The sequence below is a fragment of the Oxalicibacterium sp. genome (assembly GCF_035565035.1).
Lineage (GTDB): Bacteria > Pseudomonadota > Gammaproteobacteria > Burkholderiales > Burkholderiaceae_D > Oxalicibacterium.
The window spans coordinates 1-3,937 of record NZ_DATMTD010000009.1 but is presented as its reverse complement, the minus strand read 5'-3'; the positions used below and the strand labels follow the sequence as shown (position 1 = coordinate 3,937).

At 55.5% G+C, this 3,937-nt stretch carries 4 protein-coding genes and 1 pseudogene; 3 read left to right on the top strand and 2 right to left on the bottom strand.

Features of this window, described 5'->3' with window-relative positions:
* The first annotated feature begins 393 nt into the window (after positions 1–393).
* Positions 394–627: a hypothetical protein gene (locus tag VN114_RS00755; RefSeq protein ID WP_325510988.1), complete on the top strand. Its 234-nt coding sequence runs from the start codon at positions 394–396 to the stop codon at positions 625–627.
* A 5-nt stretch (positions 628–632) separates the two neighbouring features.
* On the opposite strand, the pseudogene VN114_RS13470 reads toward VN114_RS00755, so the two are convergent.
* Positions 633–764 (bottom strand): annotated as a pseudogene (locus VN114_RS13470) (arsenical resistance protein ArsH); the annotation flags it as partial.
* Positions 765–773: 9 nt separating this feature from the next.
* Positions 774–1,154 carry a helix-turn-helix domain-containing protein gene (locus VN114_RS00745; RefSeq protein WP_325510987.1) on the bottom strand — a complete coding sequence of 127 codons (381 nt, stop codon included), beginning with the start codon at positions 1,152–1,154 and terminating at the stop codon, positions 774–776.
* Between the two features lie 102 nt (positions 1,155–1,256).
* Here VN114_RS00745 and VN114_RS00740 point away from each other — a divergent pair, with 102 nt between their 5' ends.
* Together VN114_RS00740 and VN114_RS00735 are read left to right on the top strand one after the other, a co-directional pair.
* The gene (locus VN114_RS00740) at positions 1,257–1,802 is read left to right on the top strand and encodes an NAD(P)H-dependent oxidoreductase (protein ID WP_325510985.1); all 546 of its coding nucleotides are present in this window, start codon (positions 1,257–1,259) and stop codon (positions 1,800–1,802) included.
* Positions 1,803–2,051: 249 nt separating this feature from the next.
* Entirely contained in the window at positions 2,052–3,809 is a 1,758-nt protein-coding gene (locus tag VN114_RS00735; RefSeq protein ID WP_325510983.1) for a glutamine--tRNA ligase/YqeY domain fusion protein, read from the top strand.
* Positions 3,810–3,937: the final 128 nt, after the last annotated feature.

Below are 3,937 nucleotides of genomic sequence, written 5' to 3'. Positions count from 1 at the left end.
AAAAGTTTCGTCCAGTGCCAGGCCCGATACGCTGGAAATCAAGGTTCGCTCTACGCTACGAGTACCGCAGGCAAGTATAGTTCCAAGCGGCCATTTAATCGAGACGGGCGTACAGAACCAGCCAGAAGTTGTTCCTGCGCACTGCGAGAGACAGGCAAATCTGGCAACCCCGCCCGGATATAAATAGATTGTGCCCGCGCCACAAGCCCACGAGGCAAAACGTCCAATAAGTCACAGCAAGGACATTATGTCCTAGGGCTTTATGTCTAATGTCGGTTGCTGTTTGCCTGGCCTAGAATGAACCGAGGTCGATGGAGATGGCATGCAGCGTTTTAAGAGTGTGCGCTCCCCGCGATGGATAGTGTCAAGTAACAACCTGGAAATACTCAAATCATGGATTGGATCCCCATAGTCTTCGTTACCTTCAAGGCTCTCGTGCTCGGGATAGGCATGTTCTACGCCATCAAGTGGCATTACGATCAAGGGAAGAAGGGAAAGCAGAAGGAGGCGCGCGCCGTGCTACTCGCGACCGGCAAGGTCATCGCAATCTTCACGCTATTGCTCCTGGGTCTGGGGTTCGGCACTTTCTTCCTTGTCAGGAAGCTCGGTTTGGACTGGGCCTTCTAACGACGGATGGTGCCCATTTGCATCCAGCGCCCGAGTACGCGCATCTGATTCACCGCGTTGAACGACTGACTGCCACCACCAGTTTGATTCAAGTTCGGTAGCGGGATTTCTTGCACTGAGTTCTGCATCAACTTCGTGTACTAACTTCATGCGCTGACTTCGACGCTGCTTTCCAAATCGGAACGCTTGTATCGACGGCGACGTGCAGCACTGACCTTTTCAAAATTCGCCGCGCCCCAGTTGCACATGGCGGTAATGATCTGTTCCAGGGACAAACCGAATTCCGTTATCTTGTATTCCACCCTCGGCGGCACTTCGGGATAAACAATGCGTTCAATGACGCCATCGCTTTCCAGTTCGCGCAATTGCTCGGTCAGCACCTTCTGGGAAATGCCATTCATCATCCTGCGCAGCTCGCCAGTCCTCTGCGGTTGTTCAAACAGATAGCAAAGAATCGAACACTTCCATTTACCGCCGATAAGGTAGATGGTCGCATCGATCGGAAATTTGAATTCTGTCACCTTCATGAATTACCTCTAGGTATCAAAGGAACGAAAAAGTGCCTACTTTTCACGCACCTTTCGGGTGGCTAGTATGTGCCTTCACTTACTCTTCCGCGAGAAAAAATCATGACAACCGCACGCACCCTGGTTCTGGTCACGCACCCCAACATCGACACTTCGGTCGTCAATAAAAGATGGCTCACCGAGCTGCAGGCGAATCCGGATATCGTCACACTGAACGAACTCTACGCCCGTTATCCCGACCAGCATATCGACGTCCGGGCAGAACAGGATTTGCTCCTTGCGCACGACAATATCATTCTGCAATTCCCGCTTTACTGGTTTAGTACGCCACCGTTATTGAAAAAGTGGATGGACGAGGTACTGCTGCAGGGCTTTGCATACGGCAGCCGACATTCAGAGAGAAAGCTTGCCGGCAAGCGAATAGGATTGGCCATCTCTGCGGGCATCAAGGAAATCGACTTTCGCGCAACAGGACGATATGCGCATACGCTGGAAGAATTCCTGATGCCGCTGCGGTCGACAATCGATTACATCAGCGCAGAATCGTTGCCGACGTTCGCGTTCTATGGGGTAGAAGAAGGCCGCGCGTCAGACGAATTGGAATTAAGCGCCGCGCAGTACATCCAGTACATCAAAAATCTCCAGTAACCCTGCACCAACAATTCAGGATGATGCACCTGGCGCCGATACCCGTATGGCGGCGCTCTACGGCATCGACGCAGATTGTTGTTCGCCGCCGGCACTGGCGGCACGTACCGTAAGCCCCCCAGCCAGATAAAAATCAGCTCATCCCATCGACCTGCCCCATTGCGGCAAAAGCCCGCTTCCCGCTCGACAGCTACGGTAAAATGCCCAATTCCCCTTGTGCATTACGCCCCACGGCCCGACATAGAACTCATGAGCAACGATCCAAAAAACGGCAATAACGGCAAGGCCGAAGCAAACCCGGCCAGTTCCAACTTCCTGCGCGGCATCATCGAGAGCGATCTTGCAGAAGGCAAGCACGCCAACCGCACCGACAAGAACGGCCAGCCGCTGCCGCAGGTCGTCACGCGTTTTCCGCCGGAGCCGAACGGTTACCTGCACATCGGCCACGCCAAATCGATCTGCCTCAACTTCGGCCTCGCACGCGACTTCAACGGTCGCTGCACGATGCGCTTCGACGATACCAATCCAACCAAGGAAGAACAGGAATACGTCGACACCATTCTCGACAGCGTCAAATGGCTCGGCTTCGACTGGAAGGACGCGAGCGGCGACCACCTCTACTTCGCCAGCGACTACTTCGACCAGATGTACGCAATGGCCGAGTACCTGATCAACGCCGGTCACGCCTATGTCGACAGCCAATCCGCCGACGACATGGCGAAGAACCGCGGCAACTTCAGCGAGCCGGGCAAGAACTCGCCGTTCCGCGATCGTCCGGCGGCTGAATCGCTAACCATGTTCCACCGCATGAAGGCAGGCGAATTCAAGGATGGCGAACACATCCTGCGCGCCAGGATCGACATGGCCTCGCCCAACATGAACATGCGCGACCCCGCGATCTACCGCATCCGTCACGCACATCATCACCGCACCGGCGACAAATGGTGCGTCTACCCGATGTACGACTTCGCGCACCCGATCGAAGACGCGATCGAAAACGTCACGCACTCCGTCTGCACGCTCGAATTCCAGGATCACCGCCCGTTCTACGACTGGCTGCTCGAACGCCTGGCCGAAGGCGGCTTCTTCAAGAAGCCACTGCCGCATCAATATGAATTCGCGCGCCTCAACCTGACCTACGCCATCACCAGCAAGCGCAAGCTGCTGCAACTCGTCGAAGAAAACATCGTCGACGGCTGGGACGACCCGCGCATGCCAACCATCGTCGGCATCCGCCGTCGCGGCTACACGCCGGAAGCGATTCAACTCTTTGCAGAACGCATCGGCGTCGCCAAGTCCGATAGCTGGATCGACATGAGCACGCTCGAAGGCGCACTGCGCGACGACCTCGACGAAAAAGCACCACGCGCCACTGCCGTGCTGCGTCCGCTCAAACTCATCATCGACAACTTCCCCGAAGGCGAAAGCGTCGAATGCAGCGCGCCCGTGCATCCGCATCACCCGGAACGCGGCAACCGCACTTTCCCGATCAGCAAGGAACTGTGGATTGAACAAGAGGACTACATGGAAGTGCCGAGCAAAGGCTACTTCCGCCTCTTCCCCGGCAACAAGGTGCGCCTGCGCTACGGCTACGTCGTCGAATGCATCGGCGCGGATAAAGACGCCGACGGCAACGTCATCGCCGTACACTGCACCTATTTCCCCGACAGTAAATCCGGCACCGAAGGCTCGGCCAACTACAAGGTCAAAGGCAACATCCACTGGGTCAGCGTGCCGCACGCGCTGGAAGCAGAAGTCCGCCTGTACGACCGCCTGTTCACCGACGCGCATCCCGATGCCGGCGGCAAGGATTTCAAACTGGCGTTAAATCCGAACTCGAAGGAAATGATTACAGCGTATGTCGAACCGGGCGTGTCAGCGGTGCAGCCGGATGAGAAATTGCAGTTTGAACGTCACGGATACTTTGTTGCCGATCGCGAGGACAGCAAGTCCGGGAAGCCTGTGTTTAATCGGGCGGTGACATTGAAGGATAGTTGGGGGAAATAACACCGCATCAACTCCGGCATTAGGTAGCAGTTGACTTAAGTCTTACGAATCAAATAGTTAGGAATTCATTCGCTTGACATAGACGTCCAGTTTATAGACATAGTGGCAAAAAGCCGGCTAACGCCGGC